The organism is Cupriavidus sp. SIMBA_020, assembly GCF_046535395.1.
GTDB classification, from domain to species: Bacteria; Pseudomonadota; Gammaproteobacteria; order Burkholderiales; family Burkholderiaceae; genus Cupriavidus; species Cupriavidus campinensis.
Window position 1 is genome coordinate 1 of the sequence record NZ_JAWRWU010001677.1, and the last position, 235, is coordinate 235.

Annotated in this window: 1 protein-coding gene; it reads left to right on the plus strand. The window is 68.5% G+C overall.

Annotated features, from left to right (window positions below):
* Positions 1-235 (plus strand): TonB-dependent receptor domain-containing protein (locus SB751_RS35310; RefSeq protein WP_410749650.1); only part of this gene is annotated, 235 nt, incomplete at both ends.

Genomic DNA, 235 nt, shown 5'->3' on the forward strand with positions numbered 1-235 from the left:
CGGCACCTCGAACGCGCGTTGCCAGATCCAGTCCGGCGAACTGCGCACGCAGGGCATCGAGCTGGAGGCCAAGACCGAACCGCTGCGCGGCCTGACGCTGATGGCCGGCTATTCGCTGCTGGACAACGCCTATTCCAAGGCCAACCCCGGCACCACGGGCCTGAACCTGAAGGGCAAGGCGCCGGTGGGCGTGCCGTCACAGCAGGCCTCGGCCTGGGCCCGCTATCAGTTGCAG